This is a genomic window from Truepera radiovictrix DSM 17093 (genome assembly GCF_000092425.1).
GTDB classification, from domain to species: Bacteria; Deinococcota; Deinococci; order Deinococcales; family Trueperaceae; genus Truepera; species Truepera radiovictrix.
The window spans coordinates 650,029-673,758 of the sequence record NC_014221.1; the positions used below are offsets into that span (position 1 = coordinate 650,029).

The 23,730-nt window shown below is 66.5% G+C and carries 23 protein-coding genes and 2 tRNA genes; 13 read left to right on the plus strand and 12 right to left on the minus strand.

From position 1 onward, the window contains the following. Window positions 1-267: 267 nt before the first annotated feature. On the plus strand, window positions 268-1,563 hold the full coding sequence (gene murA, locus TRAD_RS02975) for a UDP-N-acetylglucosamine 1-carboxyvinyltransferase (protein ID WP_013177107.1): 1,296 nt from the start codon (window positions 268-270) through the stop codon (window positions 1,561-1,563). 145 nt (window positions 1,564-1,708) lie between these two features. On the opposite strand, the gene clpX is transcribed toward murA, so the two are convergent. The 6 genes from clpX to uvsE form a co-directional block, all read right to left on the minus strand. Beyond that, entirely contained in the window at window positions 1,709-2,905 is a 1,197-nt protein-coding gene (gene clpX / locus TRAD_RS02980; RefSeq protein WP_013177108.1) for an ATP-dependent Clp protease ATP-binding subunit ClpX, read from the minus strand. Then, window positions 2,905-3,534 carry an ATP-dependent Clp protease proteolytic subunit gene (locus TRAD_RS02985; protein WP_013177109.1) on the minus strand — a complete coding sequence of 210 codons (630 nt, stop codon included), beginning with the start codon at window positions 3,532-3,534 and terminating at the stop codon, window positions 2,905-2,907. Before TRAD_RS02985 ends, clpX begins: the two co-directional genes overlap by 1 nt. Window positions 3,535-3,628: 94 nt before the next feature. Continuing rightward, complete coding sequence (tig, locus tag TRAD_RS15000) at window positions 3,629-5,068, minus strand: trigger factor (RefSeq protein WP_013177110.1); 1,440 nt, start codon at window positions 5,066-5,068, stop codon at window positions 3,629-3,631. A 182-nt stretch (window positions 5,069-5,250) separates the two neighbouring features. Further along, window positions 5,251-5,335, minus strand: a tRNA-Leu gene (locus tag TRAD_RS02995). Between the two features lie 108 nt (window positions 5,336-5,443). Then, window positions 5,444-5,520, minus strand: a tRNA-His gene (locus TRAD_RS03000). A gap of 178 nt (window positions 5,521-5,698) precedes the next feature. Next, window positions 5,699-6,631 (minus strand): UV DNA damage repair endonuclease UvsE, encoded by a 933-nt coding sequence (gene uvsE, locus TRAD_RS03005; RefSeq protein ID WP_013177111.1) that lies wholly within the window; start codon window positions 6,629-6,631, stop codon window positions 5,699-5,701. Window positions 6,632-6,812: 181 nt separating this feature from the next. Here uvsE and TRAD_RS03010 point away from each other — a divergent pair, with 181 nt between their 5' ends. The 3 genes from TRAD_RS03010 (at window position 6,813) to TRAD_RS03020 (ending at window position 10,065) form a co-directional block, all read left to right on the plus strand. Further along, complete coding sequence (locus TRAD_RS03010) at window positions 6,813-7,421, plus strand: hypothetical protein (RefSeq protein ID WP_013177112.1); 609 nt, start codon at window positions 6,813-6,815, stop codon at window positions 7,419-7,421. A gap of 126 nt (window positions 7,422-7,547) precedes the next feature. Further along, window positions 7,548-8,417 (plus strand): 3-keto-disaccharide hydrolase, encoded by an 870-nt coding sequence (locus TRAD_RS03015; RefSeq protein ID WP_013177113.1) that lies wholly within the window; start codon window positions 7,548-7,550, stop codon window positions 8,415-8,417. A gap of 109 nt (window positions 8,418-8,526) precedes the next feature. Beyond that, window positions 8,527-10,065: a helicase C-terminal domain-containing protein gene (locus tag TRAD_RS03020; protein WP_013177114.1), complete on the plus strand. Its 1,539-nt coding sequence runs from the start codon at window positions 8,527-8,529 to the stop codon at window positions 10,063-10,065. Between the two features lie 86 nt (window positions 10,066-10,151). On the opposite strand, the gene TRAD_RS03025 is transcribed toward TRAD_RS03020, so the two are convergent. Then, entirely contained in the window at window positions 10,152-11,306 is a 1,155-nt protein-coding gene (locus tag TRAD_RS03025) for a nucleoside hydrolase (protein ID WP_013177115.1), read from the minus strand. Window positions 11,307-11,462: 156 nt separating this feature from the next. On the opposite strand from TRAD_RS03025, the gene TRAD_RS03030 reads away from it, so the two are divergent. The 5 genes from TRAD_RS03030 (at window position 11,463) to malQ (ending at window position 18,216) form a co-directional block, all read left to right on the plus strand. Further along, the gene (locus TRAD_RS03030) at window positions 11,463-12,446 is read left to right on the plus strand and encodes an AAA family ATPase (RefSeq protein ID WP_013177116.1); all 984 of its coding nucleotides are present in this window, start codon (window positions 11,463-11,465) and stop codon (window positions 12,444-12,446) included. Between the two features lie 29 nt (window positions 12,447-12,475). Next, entirely contained in the window at window positions 12,476-13,318 is an 843-nt protein-coding gene (locus TRAD_RS15005) for a DUF58 domain-containing protein (RefSeq protein ID WP_185095194.1), read from the plus strand. 54 nt (window positions 13,319-13,372) lie between these two features. Further along, window positions 13,373-15,640: an ABC transporter permease gene (locus TRAD_RS03040; protein WP_013177118.1), complete on the plus strand. Its 2,268-nt coding sequence runs from the start codon at window positions 13,373-13,375 to the stop codon at window positions 15,638-15,640. Beyond that, window positions 15,637-16,569, plus strand: a complete 933-nt coding sequence (locus tag TRAD_RS03045) for an ABC transporter permease (protein ID WP_013177119.1) — start codon at window positions 15,637-15,639, stop codon at window positions 16,567-16,569. The genes TRAD_RS03040 and TRAD_RS03045 overlap by 4 nt, the downstream gene beginning before the upstream one ends. A gap of 93 nt (window positions 16,570-16,662) precedes the next feature. Further along, window positions 16,663-18,216, plus strand: coding sequence for a 4-alpha-glucanotransferase (gene malQ, locus TRAD_RS03050; protein WP_013177120.1), 1,554 nt, complete (start codon window positions 16,663-16,665; stop codon window positions 18,214-18,216). Here malQ and TRAD_RS15010 read toward each other — a convergent pair. The 5 genes from TRAD_RS15010 to TRAD_RS15945 form a co-directional block, all read right to left on the minus strand. After that, a complete protein-coding gene (locus TRAD_RS15010) occupies window positions 18,213-18,800 on the minus strand; it encodes a YceI family protein (protein WP_013177121.1) in 588 nt (195 codons plus the stop codon). The genes malQ and TRAD_RS15010 overlap by 4 nt on opposite strands. A gap of 75 nt (window positions 18,801-18,875) precedes the next feature. After that, window positions 18,876-19,463, minus strand: coding sequence for a phosphoribosyltransferase (locus TRAD_RS03060; protein ID WP_013177122.1), 588 nt, complete (start codon window positions 19,461-19,463; stop codon window positions 18,876-18,878). Window positions 19,464-19,658: 195 nt separating this feature from the next. Beyond that, window positions 19,659-20,219, minus strand: a complete 561-nt coding sequence (locus TRAD_RS03065) for a hypothetical protein (RefSeq protein ID WP_013177123.1) — start codon at window positions 20,217-20,219, stop codon at window positions 19,659-19,661. Window positions 20,220-20,813: 594 nt separating this feature from the next. After that, on the minus strand, window positions 20,814-21,299 hold the full coding sequence (locus tag TRAD_RS03070) for a LuxR C-terminal-related transcriptional regulator (protein WP_013177124.1): 486 nt from the start codon (window positions 21,297-21,299) through the stop codon (window positions 20,814-20,816). 106 nt (window positions 21,300-21,405) lie between these two features. Beyond that, on the minus strand, window positions 21,406-21,630 hold the full coding sequence (locus TRAD_RS15945) for a helix-turn-helix domain-containing protein (RefSeq protein WP_148221172.1): 225 nt from the start codon (window positions 21,628-21,630) through the stop codon (window positions 21,406-21,408). Between the two features lie 129 nt (window positions 21,631-21,759). Here TRAD_RS15945 and TRAD_RS16230 point away from each other — a divergent pair, with 129 nt between their 5' ends. From TRAD_RS16230 to TRAD_RS03085, 4 genes are read left to right on the plus strand one after another with little or no spacing between them, the layout of a single operon-like run. Continuing rightward, complete coding sequence (locus TRAD_RS16230) at window positions 21,760-21,915, plus strand: hypothetical protein (protein WP_013177062.1); 156 nt, start codon at window positions 21,760-21,762, stop codon at window positions 21,913-21,915. Further along, on the plus strand, window positions 21,915-22,121 hold the full coding sequence (locus TRAD_RS03075) for a hypothetical protein (RefSeq protein WP_013177063.1): 207 nt from the start codon (window positions 21,915-21,917) through the stop codon (window positions 22,119-22,121). The genes TRAD_RS16230 and TRAD_RS03075 overlap by 1 nt, the downstream gene beginning before the upstream one ends. Further along, a complete protein-coding gene (gene tnpA, locus TRAD_RS03080) occupies window positions 22,121-22,516 on the plus strand; it encodes an IS200/IS605 family transposase (protein ID WP_013177064.1) in 396 nt (131 codons plus the stop codon). Before TRAD_RS03075 ends, tnpA begins: the two co-directional genes overlap by 1 nt. Next, a complete protein-coding gene (locus TRAD_RS03085) occupies window positions 22,516-23,715 on the plus strand; it encodes an RNA-guided endonuclease TnpB family protein (protein WP_013177065.1) in 1,200 nt (399 codons plus the stop codon). The genes tnpA and TRAD_RS03085 overlap by 1 nt, the downstream gene beginning before the upstream one ends. Window positions 23,716-23,730: the final 15 nt, after the last annotated feature.

Consider the following 23,730-nt stretch of genomic DNA (forward strand, 5'->3'; position numbering starts at 1 on the left):
AGGCCGCCGACTACGCACCGCGCGTTACGCGCCCACAGCGTCGCCGCACCACCCGATACCCTAGTGTAGCATTAACTTACACACCTTGACAGTACGGAAGTCGGCACTTAAACTATGTTTGTGTAGCTCATGGAGATGTGTAATTTACACAATCCCATGATAATGTGTCAAGCAAAGGCCTGCACGGCGGCGTGCAATCTGCTAAGTTAAAGCACGCCCCGCAGGGTGCTTCGCGTACGGACCCTTGGGTAGGGTTGTAAGGAGACTATGGAACTTCATCATGACGCCTTTTTTGTGACGGGGGGCGTCCCCCTGCGCGGCGAGGTCGGCGTCCACGCAGCCAAAAACTCCGCGCTCTACCTGATGCTGGGTGCGCTCTTGACCCGCGACGAGGTCGTGCTCGAGGAGGTGCCGCAGCTCAGCGACATCCTCGCTCTCTGCGACCTGCTGCGGCACTTCGGCGCGCGCGTCACCTGGCGCGGGCGTGACCTTCACCTCGACGCCGCAAAGCTCGTGACCTGCGAAGCGCCCTACGCCTTGGTGAGCCCCTTGAGGGCGAGCTTCGTGGCGATGGGGGCGCTTTTAGGCCGCTGCGGCGAAGCGCACATGTCGATGCCGGGGGGGTGCGCCTTCGGACCGCGCCCGGTCGACCGCCACATCAAAGCGTTTCGGCAGCTCGGGGTCGCTTTCGAGGAGACCAAAGGCGACTTTCACGCGCGCCGCCTTCAGCCACTTAGGGGGCGGGTGCTCTTCGACGCGCCAACCGTTGGTGGGACGCAAAACGTCATTTTGGCGAGCGCCGTGGGCAGCGAGCGGGTGATCATCGAGAACGCCGCTTTGGAGCCCGAGATCGCCGACCTCGCGGCGATGCTGAACGGCATGGGGGCGCGCATCGCGGGGGCGGGCACGCCGACGATCACCATCGACGGGGTAAGCGCGCTGAGCGGGACGCGCTACCGCCCGCTACCCGACCGCATCGAGGCGGGGACGCTGATGCTCGCCGCAGCGGCCACGCGGGGGCGGGTGACCCTCACGGGCGCGCGCGCCGAGCACCTGCGGGCCGTTATCGCCAAGCTCGAGGAGACCGGGGTGCGGGTGTGCGAGGAGGGGCCCGAGCGGCTCTCGGTCGACGCGACCGGTTCTCTCAAACCGACCGACATCACGGCGCTCGAGTACCCCGGTCTGCCCACGGATCTGCAGGCGCCGTTTGGCGCCTTTCTGGCGACCATCCCCGGCCGCAGCGTGGTCACCGACCGCGTCTACCCCGACCGCTTCACCCACGTCGGTGAACTTGCGCGCACGGGGGCGCAGCTCGAGCTCGATGGGCGCACGCTGGTGATTCACGGCGGGGTGCTGCGCGGCGCCACCATGCACGCCGCCGACATCCGCGCCGGGGGCGCGCTGGTGATCGCCGCTTTGGCTGCTCACGGCGACTCGACGATCACCGGCGTGCAGTATATCCGCCGCGGCTACGAGCGCCTCGCAGAGCGGCTCAACCTCCTGGGGGCCAGGGTGCGCCTCGGTGCGGCGCCCGCGCTCGCGGCCGGCCTCTGCGGCGACTAAAGGGTGCTGTTGCGGCGCAACGTCGGCGCGAACGTCGGCAAACCCGCGCCTTCTGGGAGGGTGGCGGCTTCCCGAAAGGTTCAACCCAAAAAAACCGGCAGCGCTAAGCTGCCGGCTGGCGTTATGGTTGCATGGTTGACGCCGCTTAGGCGGTGCGGCGCCTCTCGGCTTGTGCCAGGATGAGCTGCGGGTCGTCGAGGTTCTCGAGGGTGATGTTGACGGCCGTGATGTCGCTGCCCGGTACCTCGAACATCAGCTCCAAAAGCGTTTTTTCGAGCACCGAACGGAGCCCCCGCGCCCCCGTACCGAGCGCTTTGGCGCGCCGCGCGACCTCGTAGAGCGCCCCTTCGCTAAACGTCAGCTCGACCCCCTCGAGCCGAAACAGCTCCCGGTACTGCTTGACGAGGGCGTTTTTGGGTTGGGTGAGCACGTCGACGAGCGCCTCGAGGCTGAGCTCCTCTAAGGTCGCGGTGACCGCCAAGCGCCCGATCAGCTCGGGGATCAGCCCGAAACGCACGAGGTCTTCGGGGATGACCTGGGCGGTGACCGCACCCCGGTCCCCCTCACCGTCGTAGTTAAAGCCGACTTTGGAGACGTCGACGCGGTTGCGGATGATGTCCTCAAGCCCCTCGAAGGCGCCGCCGCAGATGAACAGGATGTTGGTCGTGTCGATCGCGACGAGCTCTTGGTGGGGGTGTTTGCGCCCCCCCTGCGGCGGCACGTAGGTGACGGCCCCCTCGATGATCTTGAGGAGCGCCTGCTGCACCCCCTCGCCGGAGACGTCGCGGGTGATGCTCGTGCCCTCGCTTTTGCGAGCGATCTTGTCGATCTCGTCGATGTAGATGATGCCCCGCTCGGCCGCCTCGACGTTGTAGTTGGCGGTCTGCAAAAGCCGCACGAGGATGTTTTCGACGTCGTCGCCGACGTAGCCGGCTTCGGTCAGGGTGGTCGCGTCGGCGATGGCGAAAGGCACTTGTAAGATGCGGGCGAGCGTCTGCGCGAGGAGCGTCTTGCCGGTGCCGCTCGGCCCGAGCAGCAAGATGTTCGCCTTTTGCAGCTCCGAGTCGGGGTGTTGCAGCCTGAGGTAGTGGTTAAAAACAGCGACCGCGAGCGTCTTTTTGGCGGCCTCTTGTTCGACGACGTAGGCGTCGAGCTGCGCTTTGACCTCGCGGGGGGTGACGAGCCGCGGGGGGGCGCTCGGACGCGCGCGCGCCTGCTCGAGCACCTGCGCGATGCGCGTGACGCAGTCGCCGCAGATATGCGTGATACCGCTCTCGGAGGCCACCAAGTGGCGCACCTCGGCGTGGGTGCGCCCGCAGAAGTTGCACCGCGCTTGCGCCACTACCCCTGGTCTCCGGGCAAGGGGGCGGGGCTAAAGCGTTTGACGCTGCGCGGTTCGATCACCCGGTCGATGAGGCCGTACGCTTTGGCCTGTTCGGGCGACATGAAAAAGTCGCGCTCCATGTCGCGCAAGATCTTCTCACGCTCCTGGCCGGTGTGGCGCTCGTACAACCCCAAGATGGTGTCGCGCACGAACATAAACTCGCGCGCCTGCACCTCGAGGTCGGGCAGGCTGCTGCGCGGAAAGCCCGCCGAGCCCTGGTGGATCATCACGCGGCTGTTGGGGAGCGCCGCGCGTTTGCCCTCAGCGCCCGCCATGAGGATAATCGAACCCATCGACATGGCGATGCCGACGCAGGTCGTGGCGACGGGGGCGGAGATAAACTGCATGGTGTCGTAGATCGCGAGCCCCGCATAGACCTCGCCGCCGGGGCAGTTGATAAACAGGTTGATCTCCTGCTCGGAAGACTGCGAGTCGAGGAGCAGCAGCTGCGCCACGACGACGTTGGCGACCTCCGAGTCGATGGGGGTACCCAGAAAGATGATGCGCTCTTTTAGCAGGCGGCTGTAGACGTCGTACATCCGTTCGCCGCGTCCGGTCTGCTCGATGACGTAGGGGACTAGGGGCATGAGCAAGCTCCTCGGGTCGAAGGGCCCGCACCCGCTGCCGGACACTGAGGCGACGGGTGCGGGGTGAGGTGTGTCGGTGCGCGCCTCGCTAGGGTTACTGGACGCTCTCGGAGGACGCGTCCTCGGCGGCGCCGCTCGAGGTGACCGAGACGGCCGTCTCGGGTGCCGTCTCGGCGTCCGCGTCGGCCCCCAAGAGTTCGCGCAGGCTCTCGCGGACGGCTTTGTCGCGGGTGAGCAAGAAGCGGTAGTTGGCGAGCCCCTGTTCGCCGAGCTCCTGGCGGAGTTTGGCGGGGGTGCTCCCCTGCTGCTGCGCCATAAAGGCCAGAGCCGCCTCGAACTCCGCGTCCGAGAGCCGCGTACCGCGCGTTTCGAGGAGCTTCTCCAAGACCAGGTCGCGTTTGACGGCGTTCTCGGCGGCCTCTTCGAGCTCCGCTTCGAACTCGGCGCGTTTCTCTTCCTGGTCGAGCTTTTCCAGGTACGCCTGCATGCTGAGGCCGCGCCCCTCGAGGTCGCGCGCGAGGTTCTGCAAGAGCACGGCCTTGCGGCGCTCTTTGAGGCTCTGTGGGACGTGCGGGTTGCTCTCCAGGGTGAGCTTCTCGGTGAACTCCTCCCGCTGCGCCGAGAACGCTTCCTGCTCGAGCTGCGCCGCCAAGGACTCGCGGACGCGCGCTTCGACCTCCGCCCAGGTCGCAAAGCCGAGCGTCTGGGCGAACTCGTCGCCCCTTTCGGGGAGCTCTTTGGCCTTGATGTCTTTGATCACGACGCGCAGCGTCGGGGGCGTAGCGGCGCCCTCGTTGCTGCCCGCGCCAGTGTTCGCGTCGGTCTCCGCGTCGACTGCGGCGGGCTCTTCGGACGTGTCAGCGGCGCGCGCCGCCTCTAGCTCCGCGTCCTCGCCGGCTTCGTTCTCGTCGGGTTGGTCGAGCGTCACCTCGACCTCGTCGCCGATGGCTTTGCCGTAAAGCTGCTCGGCGAACGCCGGTGAGACGGCGTCGAGGTCGACCGGGAGCGTCGAACCCTCCTCACCGCCCGCGAGCTCCAGGACGAGGTGATCGCCCGCCTCGGCGGGGCGCTCGACCGGGATCAACGTGGCGTGCTGGCGCTGCAGGTTCTCGATAGCCTCTTGCACCATCTCCTCGGTCAGGGGGGGCTTTTCCGTGTCGATGACGATTTCGGAGAGCTCGGGCAGGGTGACTTCGGGGTAGAGCTCGACGTCGACCTCGAAGCTGTAGGCCTCCCCCTCGACCGGTTCGTGAGCGTGTACGCGCTGCGCGATGGGGGTCAGCGAAAGCTCCCGCACGGCTTGGGGGAGGTGCAGGCGGACGAGCGCGTCGCGCACCTCTTGGGCGACCGCGTCTTTGCCGACGCGCGCCTCGATGACGCCGCGCGGCGCTTTGCCGGGACGAAAACCGGGGACGCGCACCTGCCGCGCGAGCTCGCGCAACACGCGCTCGTAGGTGTCGGTTACCGCCTCGGCGGGGACTGAAACCTTGAACTTCGCGCGGTGAGCGTCTTTTTCCAACATCTGCGTCTGCATAGGTACTCCTCGAAAGTAGCCTGGGGGGCCTGGTCGTAGCTGGGCCGCGACGCCTAGCAGCGGCCGCCAAACGGTCTAGTCTAACAAGCGGCGCGCACGTGTGAGGGTCGGCCGGGGCGCGTTTGGGCGTGCGCGGCAGAGCGGGGACGCTACAAAAAAGGGCAAGCGTTAGCTTGCCCGAGTGGTGCGAGGAATGGGACTTGAACCCACACACCTTGCGGTACTAGATCCTAAGTCTAGCGCGTCTACCAATTCCGCCATCCTCGCCTGCAGCAGATGCCGTGTCGCAAGAACGAAGGTATCACCTTCGCGTAGAAGATGATACCCCTTTAGCCTCGCGGGTACCACGGGTCGTGGGTGGTACCTGTACACCGTTGGGGTGGATGATGGGATTTGAACCCACGGCCCCCGGAACCACAATCCGGTGCTCTAACCGGCTGAGCTACATCCACCGTGTAGGGTCGGCGACCCGCACCTAGGCGCAGCGGCGCGACCACCTAAGCCCTAACGCTTAGGGAAGTCTACGCTAGCATCTTCCGCGCGCTTTTGCAATCGCTGCGGCGACCTGGCGCTGCCGCCCCGCGAGGACGCGCACGCGCTTGGCGCCACGGCGGGGTCGCGCCGTGGCCGCTAGTGGGCCGCGGAGATCACGCCGCGCAGCTCGGGTGCCCGCAGGAGCCGCAAGAGGGCGGCGTCCTTTTGCTTGGCCTCGAGCATGAGGTCAAAAGGGGCGTCGCCGCCAAACTGCGCGAGCGCGTCCGTGACCTGGAGAAAATCGACCGGCTCGACGAAGTCGGCGTGCGCGGTGGAGAGGTCGCGGGGTGATGAGAGGTGGAACTTGGGGACCTTGGCCGCTAGGCTCGAGGCGTCCCAGGTCGCCACCGCGCGCGCTAACAGCGGCACCAGCTCCGCTTCCCAGCTTTCTGAGACCGGGTTGAGCTTGTGGTGCAAAAAGTCGAAGACCATCGGCAGCTGGAGCGCTTCGCAGAGCTCTAAAACGTCGCCGGCGTGAAAGGTGCGGTCGTCGTTCTCCAGAATGAGCCGCGAGCGCGCCTCCGGGGAGAGCAGGGCGGCGTTCTCCGCAAAGCGCCGTTTGGCCGATCCCTTGTCGCCGTAAGCCCCGCCGACGTGCAGCGTCATGGTGCCGCTGCGGGGATCGGTAGCCGCGAGAAAGGCAGCGTGGTACTCGAGCTCGCGCACCGCCGCCGCGACGACCTCCGGGCGCTGGGCGTTGAGGATGGTGTACTGGCCGGGGTGCATCGAGAGCCGAAGGTGGTGCTCTGCGACGAGCGCGCGGACCTCGGCGAGCTCGGGGGCGAACTGCACCGGCCAGTCGAGGGGGAACGCTTCGTGCGAAGCGAGCGGGATCACCGACGAGGCGACCCGAAAAAATCGGATGCCGCGCTCTACGTTCCAGAGCAGCAGCCTCCGCAGCGTGGCGAGGTTTTCGCGGATCACCGCCGACAGGCGCGGCTCTTTAAGGTTGGCGAGCCTTAAGGTGCGCCCCGTCGTCGCGCCAAGCGTGACGTTGGTGCAGGGGTAGCCCAGGTAGCGGAGCTTCATAGCCCCTTGTACGCCACGGGGCTTAGGAGTGCCCCGCGCCGCCCTACAAAGCCCCCCTGGCAGGGGCCGCCGACGCGCGACCCTCCTCACCCTTAACCTCGTTAATGTGTAACTTGTGTATTTTACACATCAACGTGCTAGCCTGGTGACGAGTCGGGGTGGCGAGGAGCAGGAGGACGAGATGCGTCGGAAGAGCCTTGAGGTGTTCGTGTGGGGTGCTGCCGTGGCGTGGGTGGTCGCCTCGACCCCCTTGACGGTGGCGCGGGCTGGGGGCGAGTTGATGGAGCCGCTCGCCGCCGTGGAGCTCTACGGGACGGTCTGTGACGCGCGCGCCCTACGCGTCGGCGGCGAGACGGTGCACTTCGTCTGCGAGTTCGACCCCGCCTTTGAAGCGGGGCTCATCGGGATGCCGCGCATCACCGAGGAGACCGTCGCCGCCGTGACCCTCGTTCAGCGCCACGCCGCCAGTGGCGCACCCTTGGAGCGGCAGGCGGTGCAGGGGAGGGTGTCGCAGCTGCGCCTCTACGGCGGCACCGAGTGCCGCCACAGCGGGGAGGGTGAGGTGCTCGCCGCAGGGGGCGAGCGCCTCACCTACACCTGCACCAGCGCGGGCGCCGACGCGGGGACGGAGGTGGCGCTCGTGGGCCCGCTGCGCGTCGAGGGGGACGCCGTGCTCGCCGACCGGGTGGTGCTCGCGCGCACCGAGCGCGGCCCCTCGCCCCTGCGCAGCGAGCGCTTCGCGGTCGAAGCGCTGACCGTCGACGTCGAGGGGTACTTGCAGGGGCGCTAGGGGGTGTCACATACTACGCGCTAGGCTGCCCCTGCCGTTGCCGTGCGGCGGCCCTAGCACACGTTGCTTTCGGGGACTATCCAAGGGCCCACAGTTTGCCGCGCCGCCGCGTCCTACATTGGCACCATGACCGACAACCGTGTGACCCGCACGCTGCTCGCGCTCGCGCTGCCGACGCTTCTCTTGGCGGCGTGCGCTACCGAACCCGCCGCTCCCGCCGAACCGACCCCGCCGCCGGGCGACGAGAGCCCGCAACCGCCCCCCGGAGACGGCCCTGGCGATGAACCCGGCGACGAACCCGGTGCTGACGCGCCCGACGCCGCCGAGTGGGTGCCGGTGTTCGCCGACGGTTTGGAGGGGTGGACGCCGCGCATCCGCAACGCCGCGCCGGGGGAGGATCCGGGCGGTATCTTCCGCGTCGAGGACGGCGTGTTGCACGTGCTCGAGGTGCCCGCTTCGGCGCGCGACCTGGGCTACTTGCGGAGCGAGGCGAGCTACAGCCACTTCCGGCTGCGCTTCGAGTATGCCTGGGGCGAAGCGGACTTTAGCGGCCCCGACGAGGGGCGTATCAGCGGGGTCTTCTACCTCGCCGACGACGTGGGCGGCAACTGGCCGCGCAGCGCCGAGCTCGACATCCAAGAGGGGGTTACGGGCGACCTGTGGCTTTTGAGCGGGGTGTCGGTCGACACCACCGTCGAGGACGCCTCGGCGACGCCGCTCGTCTACAGCGCTGGTGGCGAAGCCGTCACCACCCCGCCCGGCAACTTCGTCCAGGTGGTGCGGAGTGCGACGCTCCAAAACGATGAGGGTTGGACCCAGGTCGAGCTCGTCGTGACGCCCGAGGAGATCGTGCACCTCGTCGAGGGGCAGGAGGTCGTGCGGGCGAGCAACCCGACGCTCGAAGGCTCACCCCGCACAGAGGGGTTTATCGCCTTTCAGGCGCGCAACACCGGGGTGCGCTACCGCAACGTCGAGCTGCTGGTGCTAGAAGACTGATGACTGATTGAAGGTCGCACGCAAGGGGCGTGGGGTGCGTTCGGGTGAAGCGCACTCCACGCGCCGCTTTAGGAGCACCTCGAAAGCCCAAGGTGCTAGGCTGTAGGGCGTGCTGTTTCCGTTCAAGGTCCCCCGCAAGGGCCAGCTCGAGGCGATCGCCGCCGCGCGCGAGGCGTTCGCGCGGGGCAAACGTTTTGTGGTGATCGAAGCGCCGACCGGTTCGGGGAAGTCGGGGGTGGCGGTGACGCTCGCCCGCGAGGCGAGCAGCGCCTACCTTGTAACGGCGCAAAAACTCCTGCAAGACCAGTACGCGCGCGACTTTCCCGAGCTTGCCCTCATGAAAGGCCGCGCCAACTACCGCTGCTTGGTGGCGCCGACCCACGCCGCCGCCGCCCCCTGCATCGCCGGTCGGAAGTTTCCCGAGTGCGACGACTGCCCCTACTTCTGCGCCAAGGAGGCGGCGATGGCGGCGTCTGGCACGCTGCTCAACTACGCCTACTACCTCACCGAACTCAACTACCAGGGAGGCTTCGGACCCCGCGAGCTGCTCGTGCTGGACGAAGCGCATAACGCCGAGGGGGCTCTTATGAGCTTCGTCGAGGTGAGCTTTTCCGACGCGCAGCTTAGGCGGGTGGGGATCGGTGAGGCGCTGCCCGTGGTGCTCGATGAGAACGAGTGGTTCGAGGTCGCCGAGGACCTCGTGCCGCTTTTTAGGAGCAGGCGCCGCGAGCTCGAGGCGCAGCTTAAAGGCGCTAGGCTGCCGACCGAGACGGCGCTCGAGCTGCTCGCTCACAAGGGGTGGTTGGAGTCGCAGCTGGCCCGCCTGGAGCTCTTGGCGTACAGCCGCGACGAGGAGAACGTCGAGTGGGTCGCGCTGCGCACGAGCGGCAGCGGCGGGCAGAGCGTCACCTTAAAGCCCGTCAAGGTCGCCGCCTTTGCCGAAGAGCTGATGTTCCGCTTTGGCGAGCGGGTTCTGATGCTCTCAGCGACCATCCTCGACCCGCCGACCTACCTGCGCAGCTTGGGCATCGACCCGGGCGACGCCGAGGTCATCACCATCGCCTCGGACTTTCCGCCCGAAAACCGGCCCATCTACCCGCGGCCGGTCGCCCGGCTGACACGGCACCACCTCGAGCGCGACCTGCCCAAACTGGTCCACGAAATCATCGAGCTCCTCGAGGCGCACCCCGAGGACAAAGGGGTCATTCACACCCACACCTATAAGATCGCCGCCTATATCGCTCGTTACCTCCCCAAACGCCACGCCGCGCGCCTAGTCACGCACGACAGCGCCGAGGGGCGTGAGGCGGCGCTCGACAAGCACCTCCGGAGCCGCCAGCCGACCGTGCTCCTCACCCCCAGCATGACCGAGGGGATCGACCTCCCCGGCGACCTCTCGAGGTGGCAGGTCATCTGCAAACTGCCCTACCCGTACCTGGGCGACCCGCAGATCGCCCGCCGCCGCGAGCTCGACCCCGCCTGGTACGACTGGCGCACCTGTCTGACCGTCGTGCAGGCGTACGGGCGGAGCGTCCGGAGCCGCGACGACTTCGCCGTGACCTACGTTTTGGACGCCGACTTCGGGGCGTTCGTGAGGCGGCAGCGCGCGCGGCTGCCGGGGTGGTTTTTGGAGGCGGTGCAAGGGTAAGCTACCGAGCCCCCGAGGAGGGACCACGACAGAGGGCGCCACCTAGCGTGTGGCGCCCTCTGTCGAGCGTGGTGAAAGGGGAGCGCTCAGGGCGCCGCCGCAGCGCGCGGGGGCTGCACGAGCAGCTCGTCTAGGACGCTCTTGACGTCATCGGGGTCGGTTTGAAACGCCAAAAACGCCCGCACGGGGTCGGCCGCGCCGGGGTGCCAGCGGTGCGAGCCGTCCTCGAAGACCTCGATGTGCTCGTCTTCGAGGACGGTCCACAGCTCACCGGCGCCGCGCACCGCGTAGAGGACGGCCGTCAGGTCCCAGCTCTGGCGCTCGCCCAAAGCGTTCGTCCCGGGGTAGAGCTCGTAGGCGCGCGCGACGGGGTTGTCCGGGAGGGTGTCGGCGAGGCCGCTGCCGGTGAGAACGGCGTTGCCGATCTCCGCACCGCTAAAGACGATGCGCGTCGGCCAGTCGCGCACGACAGTCTGGGTGGCGCGGCCGTCGTTTTCGGGGCCGCCGCGAAAGTTGAACTCGATGTTCTCGCTGTCTTCGGGGTGCTCGCCGCCCATGACGACGAGCTCCTTGACCTTCTGCGCGACCAAGTCGGCGCCGCTAAGGGGGCTGTGCTCGTCGGGGCCCGAGGCCAAGAGGTCGGCGAGGTTCTGCAAAAACCCCACGGTAACGACTGTCACGCTGTTGTCGGGTTGCGCGGCGAGCGTCTTGCGGTAGAGCGACACCGCTTCATGTGCCTCGTCGCGCGTGCGGATCGGGCTCGGGTACTCCTCGACGAGGGGCTTTAAAAAGTCGCTGCCGTCTTCGAACCAGTAGGGGTAGGCGTCGAGCCAGCGCTCGCCCATGTAGGCGCCCACGGGGAGTTCGGGGCGGCCGTAGTAGGTGTTGATGACCGAGAGCGCGCCGGCGCTATAGGGGTCACCGACGACGGTGATGGTGGCGAGGATGTCGGCCTCGCCGTTGTCGGCCAGCGCGTGCAGCACCGCGAGGGCGCCCGCGTCGTCGGCGTCGTAACCGAGGTCGGTGTCGAAGATGATGCGCGGGCGGAGCCGGTCGAGACTCGTGTCCTGTGGCTCTTCGGGTTGTTCGGTGCTCGGCGGCGCCGTTTCATCGGGGGGGGGCGAAGCCGAGGGCGTCTGCGCGCAGGCGGCGAGCAGCGCGACGAGGCACGCGGCGAGGTATGGGGTGAGCGTCGACCAAACCCTGGCTGATCGTGTGGGGGGGGAGGCTTTTTGCGACATCACCCGTCAACGTTAGGGGCTCTAGATGAGATCAGGGTGACTTGCTACTACATTTCGCTACGATATTTCGCCAAGCGCGTGACCCCTTTACCACTGGGTCAGAAAAACGCCACGAGGCGGCGCGAGAGCGCCGCCTCGTGGTAGGCTGGGGCCATCGTGACGGAGACCACCGGGCAGGGAAGAGCCGCACCGACCGTTTTCGCCGAGCGCTTCAAGGTCCTCAAAGACGCCATCGGCGAGGTGATCGTCGGCCAAGAGGCGATGATCGAGGACCTGCTCATCGTCGTTCTAGCGGGGGGGCACGCGCTTTTGGAGGGGGCGCCGGGGCTCGGCAAGACCCGCCTCGTGCGCGCTTTTGCCGAGGCGACTGACCTCTCGTTCGGGCGCATCCAGTTTACCCCCGACCTCATGCCGTCGGACGTGACCGGCACCGTGCTCTTAAGCGAGGAGCCGGGGCGCGCGCGGCTCGAGTTTCAACCGGGGCCGGTGTTTCACAACGTGCTCCTAGCCGACGAGATCAACCGCGCGACCCCCAAGACCCAGTCGGCGCTGCTCGAAGCGATGCAGGAGCGTTCGGTGACCGTCGCGGGCACCGTGCACCCGCTGCCGCGCCCCTTTTGCACGCTCGCGACGCAAAACCCCCTGGAGATGGAGGGCACCTACCCGCTCCCCGAGGCGCAGCTCGACCGCTTCCTCTTCAAGCTGCTCGTGCCGCGCCCCGACGCGGCCACCTTAACGCGCATCCTAGAGACCACCACGGGCGCCCACGAGGGGCGGGTGCCGCGCATCTTCGGGCAGGGCGAGCTGTTGGAGCTGCAGCGCCTGTTGCGGGCGGTGCCGGTCTCGAGCCGGGCGCTCGCGTTTGTCGTGGAGCTGATCGAGGCGACCCACGCCCACCCCCTGGTGCGGCTCGGCGCCTCGCCGCGCGGCGCGCAGGCGATCGTCTTGGCGGCCAAAGGCTACGCGCTCGCCGCCGGTCGCCCCAACGTCGAGCTCGAGGACCTGCGCCGCGCGGCGCTGCCCGCCTTACGGCACCGGCTGCTGCTCTCCTTCGAGGCGGAGGTCGAGGGCGCGAGCAGCGACGCGGTGCTCGCCGAGCTGCTGCGCAAGGTCGGTGGGGTAGGCCGCGCCGGTCGCTAGCGGTGATCTCCGAGCGCACCCGCGCGCTGTTGCCCCGCTACACGCTCGCCTCGAGGGCAACGGGCACCCTCGTCGGCGAGCGGCTGGCGCACGAGGCGGGGCAGAGCCTGGAGTTTTTCGACGTCCGCCCCTACGGGCCCGGCGACGAACCCCGCTACGTCGACTGGAACGCCTACCGGCGGACGGGCCGCCTCTACACCCGGCTCTACCAGGCCGAGCGGACGGCGGCGGTGCACATCCTCCTCGACACGAGCGCGAGCATGGCCTTAGGCGGCAAGCTCGAGGCGGCGCGGCGCCTCGCGCAGCTTTTGATCTACGCCGCGCAGGGGGCGCGCACGCAGGTACACCTCTTTAGCGGGGTGCAGAGCCCGCCGGCGCACACGGGGGTGCAGCGGCAGGCGCTGGCGCGCTGGGTCGACGCGGCGGCCCCCGAAAAGCCGGGGGTGGCGCCGGACGTGGCGATCACCGACTTTGTGCGCCGCGCGCCGCGCGCCCCCGGGGCGGGGCTCGCGGTTGTGATCTCCGACCTCTTTAGCGAGACCCCGCTGCGCAGCTCCTTCGCGGCGCTTCGCGCGCGCGGTTTCGACGCCTCGTTTTTGCACCTCGTGGCGCGCGCCGACCTCGAGCCCGAACCGGGGCTCTTGGAGCTGTTGGACGCCGAAGGGGAGGCGCGGCTCGAGGTCGGCCCCGACGAGGTGCGGCTCTACCGCGAGGCGGTGCGCGGTTTTGTGGCGCGCACCCGCGAGGCGATCCTGGGGGCGGGGTTTCGCTACCTGCTGCTGACCGAGGAGCCGGCGCCAGAGGACGCGGGGGCGCGCGAGCGGGCGCTTTTTGCCGCGCTCGTGCGCGCGGGCGTGCTCGTGCGGCGTTAGCGGTTTTCACGCCGACCTCAAGCGGCACCCCCGCCCGTACCGTAAAATGGTCGCGTGAATGAACGCGCCCTTTTAGCAGCCCTCGCCGCGCTCACGCTCCTCAGCCTCGTCTTCGCCCCCTGGGCCGCCATCAACCGTGAGACCGGCGCGCGCGGCACGCTGCTGCTGCTGCCCAACCGCACGGTCGACTTTACCGGACGCACCGAAGGCGTGACGGTGCCGGGGCAGGGGGCGGTGCTCGCGATCTGCGCCCTCTCGCTCGTGGCGATCGCGGGGGGGGCGGCGCTGCCGGAGCGCCGCCGTCAAGCACTCTGGCTCGGCGCCGGGCTCGTGCTGCTGACGACGACGGTGGTCGGTCTGCAGGGGGTGTCGCGCGCGACCCAAGGGGCGCAGTTCGCGGAGCTCGTGCGCAGCGCCCAGCTCGAGCTCGCCGACCCGGGCCGCCGCGTCGACGCCGAGGCGCTGCGGGCGGTGTTGGCGGAGGCCGAGGGGTTGGAGGTCGACGAACTCGCCGAGGCGCTGCGCGGCGCCGGCCTGCGCATTCGCAGCCTCCCCTACGAAGCGACCTCGTCGGGGCTGGCGGCGGCGCTCTGCTTCGCGGTGGGGGGGCTCGCGCTCCTCTTGGGGCTCTACCGCTTCTCGTGGGCGCGCCGCGCGCTCGGCCGCGTCGGGGCGGCGGTGGCAGTGCCCGCGGCCTCGATCGCGCTCGCACTCGTGGCGGCGGCGGTGGTCATCTTGGCGCTGCAACCGACGCCCACGGGCGGCGGTGTCACGGTCTCTGGGCCGGTGATGTACCTCGCGGGGCGGCTCGACGTCCTCTGGTACGCCTACTTGAGCCTGTTCGCCTCGTCGCTCGGGAACGCGGCGGGGTTTATGGAGGCGCTCAAGTTCGCCACCCCGCTCATCTTTACGGGGCTCGCGGTGGCTTTCGGGTTTCGCGCGGGGCTCTTTAACATCGGTGCGCCCGGGCAGATGGTGCTCGGGGCGATCTTCGCCGCCGTGGTCGGGATCTACCTGCCGGGCCCGCGCCCTTTCGTGCTCCCTCTAGCGATCCTCGCGGCGGCGGTCGGGGGCGGTCTGTGGGGGGCGTTGCCGGGGTGGCTCAAAGCGCGTTTCGGGGCGAACGAGGTCATCAACACGATCTTGCTCAACTACATCGCGGCCTCCTTGCTCCTGTTTTTGCTCTCGTCGCAGCAGGTGTTCGCCGCCCCCGTGCTGCGCATCTTTACCGCCGTGGGCCTTTTCGCGCTCGCGCTGGTAGCGCTCAGCCTCGCGCGGCCTATTCGGCGCCGTTTGGGGGCGGCGCCGCGGCGCTCGTTCGCCGTGCTAGGCGTTCTGCTGCTCTTGGTGATGGTCTTCGCCGGGCTCCCCCGCGAGGGGGACGCGCCGGTCAACCTGGGGCTGGCGTTTAAAGCGCCGGGCTCGGAGCCCAAAACGCACGAGCTCTCCGAGGCCGCGCGCCTGCCCAGGGTCCCCGACCTCGTCGGGGTGCCGCCCGGCACCTTCGGCGCGGCGGTGGTGCCCGTCAACGTCGCGCTGCCGCTCGCGCTCGCCGCCGTGCCTTTTGTGTTCTGGCTGCTCGGGCGCGCCCGCCGTCTGCGCTGGCCGCAGCGGCTCCTCCTGGCGCTCGGCCTCGGTGCGCTTTTCTACGCCCTCTTGGCCGCGCTCGGCCTCTCGGCGCGCCCCATGACGGTGCCCCCCTCCAACCTCAACGTGTCGTTTCTCATCGCTCTGGGGGCGGCCGCGCTGATGTACGTGATCCTCTGGCGGACCAACTGGGGTTTCGAGCTGCGCGCGGTCGGTCTGGCGCCCAAAGCGGCCGAGTACGGCGGCGCCAACTTGCCGCGCAATATCGTCTGGACGATGGCGCTGAGCGGCGCCTTCGCGGGGCTTACCGCCTGCCACTACGTGCTCGGGGGCGCCTTGGAGGACTTCGCCCTGCGCCAGTCGCTGCCCACCTCCGACGGCTTTGACGGTATCGCCGTGGCGCTCCTTGGGCAGAACACCCCCCTCGGGGTGGTGCTCGCGGCGTTTCTTTTCGGCGTACTTAAAAACGGCGGTTCGGTTTTAAATATCACCTTCCCCGACCTGACCCGCGATGTGGTGAACATGGTGCTGGCTTTGGTGGTGCTCTTTATCGCGGCGCGCGGCTTTTTGCCCGAGCGCCTGACCAACCCGCTGCGCCGCGCGCCGGGTCCTGCGGAGCCCGCGGCGACCGCGGCGGGTGTGGGGGCGAGCCCCACTCGCGAACCCGGGGTGCACGCGGTTGCCAAGGAGCCCCTGGACCCGCCTGGGGCACCCTCGAGGGGGGGCGGCGCATGATCGAGACAGCCCTTCTCGCGACCCTGATCGCCTCGGCGCTGCGCGCGACGACGCCGCTGTTGTTGGCCGCTCTAGGCGGCATGTTTAGCGAGCGTTCGGGGGTCGTGAACATCGCGCTCGAGGGCATTATCCTCTTCGGCGCGCTCGCCGCTGCGGTCACCGCCCGCTTCGCCGAACTCCCCGCGCTCGCGCAGAACCCGCAAGCGGCCGTCCCGTACGCGCCCTGGCTCGGGGTGCTCGCCGCGGCGCTCGTCGGCGGGCTCGTCGGTTGGCTGCACGCGGTCATCTCGATCCGCTTCAAAGCTGATCAGATCATCTCGGGGGTGGCGATCAACCTCATGGCCATCGGGCTGCCCGCAGTGATCCTGACTGGGCTCTACGACAACGCCACCAACAGCGAGCCCATCCGCAACCGCTTGCCGGAGTGGGGCGCGGGCGCTTTTTCGTTTTCGCCGATCGTCTACCTCGCCTTTGTGCTCGTCCCCGTCTCCTTGTGGGTGCTCTTCCGCACCCCCTTCGGGCTTCGGCTGCGCGCGGTCGGGGAGCACCCCGAAGCGGCCGACAGCGTCGGCATCGACGTGAAAAGGATGCGCTACTACGGCGTCATCATCTCGGGGGTCTTGGCGGGGTTGGGTGGGGCCTACTTGAGCATCGGTACGCTCAACCAATTTATCGCCGAGATGTCCGGCGGGCGCGGGTTTATCGCCTTAGCCGCGCTGATCTTCGGCAAGTGGCACCCTTTGGGGGTGCTCGGCGCGACGCTCCTCTTTGGCGCGTTCGAGGCCGCCGCGACGCTTTTGGGCGGGGGGCAGCTCATGCCGCCGACCATCGTGCAGAGCCTGCCGTTTATCCTCACGATGCTCGTGTTGGCCGGTTTTATCGGTCGCGCGACGGCGCCGCGGGCTATCGGCAAACCGTTTGAGAAGTAGCGGGGTTGTGAGCCGTGGCCCGCAGCCAGTAGGCTTAGGCCGCAGGCTACGCGGGCCGCCGGCGGAGCCGGGCCCCACACGAAAAGAGGATCTATGGAACGTGCAGCTGGACTCCTGTTACACCCCACGTCGCTCCCCGGCGGGCACGGTATCGGCGACCTGGGCGCCGCAGCGTACCGCTGGGTCGACTTTTTGGCGGCCGCCGAGCAGCACCTCTGGCAGGTTCTTCCATTAGGGCCGACCGGTTACGGCGACTCCCCCTACCAGAGCTTTAGCGCCTTTGCCGGCAACCCTTACCTGATCAGCCTGGACAAGCTCGTCGAGGCGGGGTTGCTGGCGGCGAGCGCGCTCGCCGACGCGCCCGCATTCCCCGAGGGGCGCGTGGACTACGGCCAGGTCATCCCCTTTAAGCTGGAGCTTCTGAGCCGCGCCTTCGAGCACTTTCGCGCGCACGCCAGCCCCTCGCAGGAGGCGTCGTTCGAGCGCTTTTGCGAGGCGCAGCGCTACTGGCTCGACGACTACGCGCGCTTTATGGCCCTTAAAGACCACCACGATGGGCGGCCCTGGAACGCCTGGGACGAGGACCTAAGGACGCGGAAAAAGCGGGCCTTGGCGCGTTTTGAGGCCGAGCATGAAGACGCCGTGCTGCGCTACAAGGTCTGGCAGTGGATGTTTTACGAGCAGTGGTTTGCGCTGCGGCTCTACGCCAACGAAAAGGGCATCAAGATCATCGGCGACATCCCCATCTTTATCGCCTTCGACTCCGCCGACGCGTGGGCGAACCCCGAGCTCTTCTACTTCGACAAAGCCGGTAACCCCGAGGTGGTCGCGGGCGTGCCGCCCGACTACTTTAGCGCCACGGGGCAGCGTTGGGGCAACCCCCTCTACCGCTGGAAAAAGATGGAGAAGCGCGGCTTCGCCTGGTGGATCGCGCGCTTTCGCTCGTCGCTCGACTTTTACGACCTCATCCGCGTCGATCACTTCCGGGGCTTCGAGTCGTACTGGGAGATCCCGGCCGAGGAGCCGACGGCGGAGCGTGGGCGCTGGGTCAAAGGCCCTGGCCAAGCCCTCTTCGACGCCCTCAAGGCGGCGCTCGGCGAGCTCCCCATCATCGCCGAGGACCTGGGCATCATCACGCCGGAGGTCGAAAAGCTGCGCGACGACAACGCTTTGCCCGGCATGAAGGTGTTGCAGTTCGCCTTTGCCGCCGACGGCGCCGACCCCTACTTGCCGCACAACTACACGCGCAACTGCGTCGTCTACACGGGTACCCACGACAACGACACCACGCTCGGGTGGTACCGCAGCGCGCCGGAGGCCGAGCGCGACTTTGTGCGGCGCTACTTAGGGCGCGACGACAGCGCCGTGCCGTGGGAGCTCATCCGCCTGGCCTACGGCTCGGTCGCCAAGTACGCCATCATCCCCCTGCAAGACGTCCTCTCGCTGGGTTCGGAGGCGCGCATGAACACCCCCGGGGCGGCGCAGGGCAACTGGAGCTGGCGCCTGCGTGAGGGGCAGCTCGCGCCGTGGGTCGCTCCGGCGCTCGCGGAGATGGCCGCGACCTACGGCCGCGTGCCGGGGCAGGAGCCCGAGGACACGCCCTACCGGCAGTCGGCCACCGAGGCCGAGGTGGGGGCGCCGCGCTAGCCGGGCTCGAGGCGCGCTGTGATGTCGAACTCGAGCCGCACGGTGTCGTCGACGGTGACGAACAGAAAGCTCGGGCGGTGCATGTCGTAGTCGCTAAGCCGCACCGCGAACGCCCCCGTCGCGGTAAGGGCGTTCTGCGCCCGCCTCACCGTGACGGGGACGGTGATGGTGCGTTCGACGCCGTGCATGGCGAGGGTACCGGTGACGCGCGCCGCTTGGGTGCTGCCGGGGGGGAGGGGGCCCGCGAGCTCCGCTTGGGTCAGCGTAAAGGTGATAAGGGGGTACGCGTCGGTGCGAAAGACCGTGCGCTGCGCGTTGATGTCGCGAATCGCGATGCCCGAGCGGAAGGCGCCTGGCTCGAGCGTGACGGTCAGCCTTAGGCTCCCGGCGACGTCTCGGTCGTCAAACGACCCGCTGAGGCTCGCGACGGGGGCCTGTCCCCGCCACCTCTCGAAGGGGGTGGTCGCCTCGTACGTGATGACGCTCGCGGGGTCGAGGTGGAGGGTGTAGCTCTCGGCGTGCGCAAGCGCGCCCACGAGCCACCAGAGTGCGAGCCACCGACCGGGACGCCGCCACGCCTGCATGCCGCACGATACGCCTTGCGAGCGCGCGACATCGCGGCGGCGCGCCACGTTTACGCGCGCCCGCCAAACGCCGCGCTAGGCGCTCTTGCGCGCGCGCTCGAGCAGCGCCTGCACCTCCGCGTCGCTCGTCTGCGGAAAGTGTTCGTACCAGCGCCCGACACCCCAAAAGGGTTCGGGGGAGAAGACGCACACGACCGCGTCGGCTTCGCGCCGCAGCGCCGTGACGGCCGCGCGCATCGTCGCCCCCGTCGCGAGGCCGTCATCGACGACGATCACCGCGCGCCCCGTGAGGTCGGGAAAGGGGCGCGCGCCGCGGTAGAGCGCCTCGCGGCGGGCGAGCTCGCGCGCTTCGCGCGCCGCGGCCTCCGCGACCGTACGCTCCGAAAGGTCGAGGCTCGAGATGATCTCCTCGTTAAGCACGCGGCTGCCGCCCGAGGCGATCGCCCCCATCGCCAGCTCCTCGTGCCCCGGCACGCCGAGCTTGCGCACCACGAAGACGTCCAAGGGCGCGCCGAGCGCTCGAGCGACCTCGAAAGCGACCGGCACGCCGCCTCGCGGCAGCGCCAGCACGAAGACGTCTGGCCCTAGCGCGGCAGCGCCCAGGCGGCCGAGCTCAGCGGCGAGGCGACGCCCGGCGTCGCGGCGGTCGCGAAAAAGCGTCACGTGCCCGGAAAACGCGCCACATCTGAGCGCGTAGGCGCCCCTGTAGGGCGTTCAGCTAAAGGGAAGGGTGCGGCGGTGAGCGGCCGCCAACAGGGTGACATCTCCCATAGTCTACGCGTTTTCCTGCAGACGACGCCGTTAAGTGTAGGTGAGGGTACATGGCGCGCCCTTTGGTGACCCAGCCGCGTCCGCTAGTTAGCGTCTCATGTAACGCAGCAGCCGCACAAGGCCTGCGCCGAAGAGCGCAGATCCGGTGACGGTCAACAGCAACGCAAGCCCTCCCGAACGTCCTATCGGCAGCGCCGTGGCGACGCTACCCGAAGCGAGTGAAAGCAGAGCGTACACGTAAAAACGTTTTCCACCACGGTAGTTGTAAAGGAAGACGACCCCCATAAGAGCACCCAAGTAGATGGGGAGCCCCTCATTGACGATAAACGCGTCGGGTAGCAAGAAGAACGGGGTCACAAAAAGCGCGAAGACTAGAGAGAAGCCTATGACGAAACCCCCTCTGTTGGAGGTCTGCCCGTCGCCGCCTTTTGTGGTCTGAGCGCCCTGTAACCGCCTCTGCAACGAGGCTGCTCCGCGAAATAGCAGAGAAGGGATGACGACAAAGGGCACGAAAACGTAGGGACGGAAGGTCGTCGGTAAAAGTTCTACCAAGAGGACGAGGAGGGCGCAGAGTAGCAAGCTGACGCCAATGGTTGTCTCAAAAACACCATCGTAGTAGAGTTCATCGCTGAAAGTGGATTTCCACATCGCCAGTTTTGTTCTCCTCTCCCGCTGGTGGTTTGTGTCCGTCTTTTGCGTAGCGGCGACCCCAGCTCACCGCCGCAGCCCTGTAAACGAGGTAGAGGTGGCGATGCTGCGGTCTGTCGGGGCGAACGCGATGCGTGCTCCTCTTAAGCGCAGCGAAGCCAGCCGGTAGCCCCGCTTCCAGCACGCTCCACTGTTTCGTTCTTTATCAACGAGAGGTCGTCATGGGATGGACGGCGTCTATATGGTTTTTTTGCGTCGGCAGTTACCGTAGCAGACACCCCGCGCAATAGACAATCCCGCAGGCAGCCGCACCTGGACGGATCACGATCCAGCCCCTTATCTCGCCCTAGGTTCGCCCTTGCAGGGAGCGTCCCTAGAGCCTCGAAGCGCTGCATTTCACCCTGCAAAAAAGCTTTCCCCGCAAGTTCGGGTGAGTGCAACCTCTGCTTGGGACACGCTATGAGCAGTGAGGGGCAGAAAACTGTGAAGACAACGTACCGGTTTTTAGGTGCCGCCTCAGGGTTTTTCATGGCCGAACAGTACGCTTCTTTAAAAACCTTGCCAAGTGGCGGGTATCATGTGATGGGTCTAACGTTACAAGTAGGTCTCTAAATAGTGCTGAGGACGCCAGCCGTGCTCTAGCTCCAGGATGTCCCAGCAACCGTAGTAGTAGAGGGCTAGTTTGACGTGCGAGTCGAGTTGGAGCTTGCTGTAGAGCTCGGAAACTGTGTTCCGGACGGAGTTAATACCCACTCCGCGCCATCTGGCGATGTCACGCATGTGATGTCCCTGAGCGATGAGATGCAGCGTCGTACGTTCGGCCGCCGTCAGCGATGTCTTTAACGTTGGGTACAACCGGGTTCCGCGCCGTACGGCGTCAAACGCGTCGATGACGTCATCAAGGACGAGGTTGCTCACCACCGCTGCGGGGCGCTGCTCAACCAGGAAGAGGCAGTACTCCGGACAGGGATTGTCGGTCACGACGATGGTTGAAGCGTCGAGGGCGGCTGCCTGCCTAACTGCCCACCCTATGGGAGCGTCGCATAAGAGCTTCCAGGTAGCGCCCGGATGAACCTCCACGGAGGCGGCTTGGAGCGCTCTTATAGAAGTTGGGGGTATGGGGGGCTGCAAAACCCACGTGCTTTAGCCGTGGGATGTAGCAGCCCCCCAACTAGCTCTGCAAGAGCTAGCTCTTCTGGCTGTTCGCAGTCGAGGGTTTTTCTCTGACGTAGAGTTCGAGGTTTAGAGCGTCAAGAAGTTGCTGCCAGCTTTCAGGAACCTCTCCAACGTGTTCGTTTAGCATTCGGCCTAGATACTGCCGCTGCAATCCTAGACTTCGCGCCACCTCGGCTTGGCTTTTCCCAAGCTCGTCAATTCGCCTTTTAACAGCTTGTCTAATGGAGTCAGTCATGAAGACAGTATAGCAGCATCGTCACCACAACATGTTGACAGCCGTCACCATATTGTGTATACTTAAAGCATCTGAGCGGCATAGCCGCCAAGCACACGCCGCTCAGAAATTCCGTTAAGGGGAATCAAGATGAACGATAGCACGAACCTCCCAACCGAAGCCGAGCAAGCATCACTCCGCGACTGGCGCACCTGGCAAGCCGAGCACCACGCTCGCCGCGAAGCCAAAGGCTACAACGAGCCGGTATCCGATGAAGAAGCTCTCGACATCCTGGGGTTGCTCTAATGAGCAGCCCCATCAAACAGGCGGCCAATACCCTGCCGGGCTGCCATTGCACCCCACTTGAAGCCCTCCTCGAGAACTGCACTGAACAGCTTGTGCAGGAGTACAAGTTCCTCTCCGACAACGACCTTCGTATTGTCGAACTGGTGCGAGAGGCACTGAAACGGGGCGTAGAACTCGCCAACAGCCGGGTAGGGGACTTTCTCTGATGCCCCGCGCCTACCAGCACAAGACCACCTCGGTATTCCTCTTGAACTACCATCTCGTGTGGATACCGAAGTACCGCAAGAAGCTGCTGGTAGGGCGCGTCAGTGACAGGCTCAGCGAACTGCTTAACGACAAGTGCGAACGGATGGGGTGGGAGGTCATCGCCTTAGAGGTGATGCCCGACCACCTCCATCTCTTCATCGGCGCTGACCCCAGCACCTCGGTGGATTGCATCGTTCGTCATCTCAAGGGCTACACCTCCTTCAAGTTGCGGCAGGAGTTTCCACATCTGGCGCGGTTGCGTAGTCTGTGGACGCGCTCGTATTTCGTTTCGACCGCTGGTAACGTCAGCTCCCAGACGATTGAGCGGTATATTGCAGAGCAGAGGAAACGCTGATGCTGCTTCGCAAGGTCTACCGCTTCCAGATGCGCCCCACAAAGGCGCAGGAAGAACTGCTGTGCCAGATGGCTGGGGCGAAACGCTTCGTGTTCAATTGGGCGCTGGCTAGGCGTCGTGACTTCTATGAGGCGAACAAGGAGGGCATCAGTGCCAAGCAGCTTTCAAGCGAGCTAACCGACCTGAAAAAGCAACCTGAAACCGGGTGGCTTAAGGGCGTTGACTCGCAGCTCCTTCAACAGGCGCTCAAGGACGTTGACCGCAGCTTCAAGAACTTCTTTGAGAAACGCTCGCGCTTTCCTCGGTTCAAGTCGCGCAAGCGAGAGATGCCGAGCTTCCGCATTCCGCAACGGGTCAAGGTTGAAGATGGCAAGGTCTACGTTCCTAAAATCGGCTGGGTACGCATCCGCCAGTCTCAAGACATTGACTGCAAAACCAAGTCGGCCACCTTCAAGCGCGACGCCACCGGCAAGTGGTATGTGACGCTGACGGCCGAGTTTGAAATGCCGGACGTGCCACTACCGCCCGCCAAGCCTGAGAACGTCGTAGGCATAGACCTCGGGCTCAAAGACTTCGCTGTCCTTTCCAGTGGTGAACGGGAAGCGCCGCCCAAGCACTACCGCGCCGCCGAGAAGAAGCTGAAACGCGCACAAAGGGCGCTCTCTCGCAAGCAGAAGGGAAGCAAGAACCGTGATAGAGCCAGACAGCAGCTAGCTCGTATCCATCAGAAAGTCAGGAACAAACGTCAAGACTTTCTCCATAAGATGACCACCTCCCTAGTGAGGGGCTATGAGGGTATCTGTATCGAAGACCTATCGCTCAAAGGCATGGCGAGAACCAAGCTAGCCAAGAGCGTGTCTGATGCGGCCCTCGGAGAGTTCCGTAGGCAACTCGAGTACAAAACGGTGTGGCATCGAAAGCACCTGGCAGTCATAGACAGGTTTTTCCCAAGTTCCAAGCTGCACATGGAGTGCGGCGCTATCAACGACGCCCTGACACTCGCTGATAGGGTTTGGACGTGTGCCTGTGGTGCGGTGATAGACCGCGACCTGAATGCGGCGCACAACATCAAAGTAGAAGGACTTAAACAGCTTGTCGCGGCGGGGCACGCCGAGACGCTAAACGCTTGTGGAGCGCAGGTAAGACCGACCCTAATCAGTCGGCACAGCGCTGTGAAGCAAGAATCCCACGTGCTTTAGCCGTGGGAGTGTCAA

What these genes read in the sequence shown, in the direction of transcription:
- TRAD_RS15945 (WP_148221172.1), bottom strand. Translation starts at nt 21,630, where the DNA reads ATGACTGACTCCATTAGACAAGCTGTTAAAAGGCGAATTGACGAGCTT.
- uvsE (WP_013177111.1), bottom strand. Translation starts at nt 6,631, where the DNA reads ATGAAGCTCCGCTACCTGGGCTACCCCTGCACCAACGTCACGCTTGGC.
- TRAD_RS02985 (WP_013177109.1), bottom strand. Translation starts at nt 3,534, where the DNA reads ATGCCCCTAGTCCCCTACGTCATCGAGCAGACCGGACGCGGCGAACGG.
- TRAD_RS03015 (WP_013177113.1), top strand. Translation starts at nt 7,548, where the DNA reads ATGACCGACAACCGTGTGACCCGCACGCTGCTCGCGCTCGCGCTGCCG.
- TRAD_RS15010 (WP_013177121.1), bottom strand. Translation starts at nt 18,800, where the DNA reads ATGCAGGCGTGGCGGCGTCCCGGTCGGTGGCTCGCACTCTGGTGGCTC.
- TRAD_RS03075 (WP_013177063.1), top strand. Translation starts at nt 21,915, where the DNA reads ATGAGCAGCCCCATCAAACAGGCGGCCAATACCCTGCCGGGCTGCCAT.
- TRAD_RS16230 (WP_013177062.1), top strand. Translation starts at nt 21,760, where the DNA reads ATGAACGATAGCACGAACCTCCCAACCGAAGCCGAGCAAGCATCACTC.
- TRAD_RS03085 (WP_013177065.1), top strand. Translation starts at nt 22,516, where the DNA reads ATGCTGCTTCGCAAGGTCTACCGCTTCCAGATGCGCCCCACAAAGGCG.
- tnpA (WP_013177064.1), top strand. Translation starts at nt 22,121, where the DNA reads ATGCCCCGCGCCTACCAGCACAAGACCACCTCGGTATTCCTCTTGAAC.
- TRAD_RS03025 (WP_013177115.1), bottom strand. Translation starts at nt 11,306, where the DNA reads ATGTCGCAAAAAGCCTCCCCCCCCACACGATCAGCCAGGGTTTGGTCG.
- murA (WP_013177107.1), top strand. Translation starts at nt 268, where the DNA reads ATGGAACTTCATCATGACGCCTTTTTTGTGACGGGGGGCGTCCCCCTG.
- malQ (WP_013177120.1), top strand. Translation starts at nt 16,663, where the DNA reads ATGGAACGTGCAGCTGGACTCCTGTTACACCCCACGTCGCTCCCCGGC.
- TRAD_RS03010 (WP_013177112.1), top strand. Translation starts at nt 6,813, where the DNA reads ATGCGTCGGAAGAGCCTTGAGGTGTTCGTGTGGGGTGCTGCCGTGGCG.
- TRAD_RS03045 (WP_013177119.1), top strand. Translation starts at nt 15,637, where the DNA reads ATGATCGAGACAGCCCTTCTCGCGACCCTGATCGCCTCGGCGCTGCGC.
- TRAD_RS03065 (WP_013177123.1), bottom strand. Translation starts at nt 20,219, where the DNA reads ATGTGGAAATCCACTTTCAGCGATGAACTCTACTACGATGGTGTTTTT.
- tig (WP_013177110.1), bottom strand. Translation starts at nt 5,068, where the DNA reads ATGCAGACGCAGATGTTGGAAAAAGACGCTCACCGCGCGAAGTTCAAG.